The 232-nt window shown below is 61.6% G+C and carries 1 protein-coding gene; it reads left to right on the top strand.

Annotated features, from left to right (window positions below; all coding sequences use genetic code 11):
- The coding region (locus SB756_RS35825) for a hypothetical protein (RefSeq protein WP_410913994.1) at positions 1-214 on the top strand (214 nt) is incomplete at its 5' end.
- Between the last annotated feature and the right edge of the window lie 18 nt (positions 215-232).

Genomic DNA, 232 nt, shown 5'->3' with positions numbered 1-232 from the left:
GGCGCAAAGCGTGGAGTGCCAGTGCCAACTCGCCGCCCTCAACCTGCAGGGCCGGCCAGCGTTGCGTTTGCACATTTGTCCGCCACTGCCCGACAAGGTCGACCGGGCCCACAGCGTGGCGTTCATTTGGGACGGGCGCAGTTATCACGGTGTCGTACGTGACCAAGGCAAGTGCGGGGATGGTGGTTTGAACCTGTTGCTGGAACTGCAGTAAGCCGGATAACGCAAGTAC

The organism is Pseudomonas sp. SIMBA_068, from assembly GCF_046534705.1.
Lineage (GTDB): Bacteria > Pseudomonadota > Gammaproteobacteria > Pseudomonadales > Pseudomonadaceae > Aquipseudomonas > Aquipseudomonas putida.
Note: the sequence above shows the minus strand (reverse complement) of the source record. Positions and strands in the feature narration are given on the sequence as shown.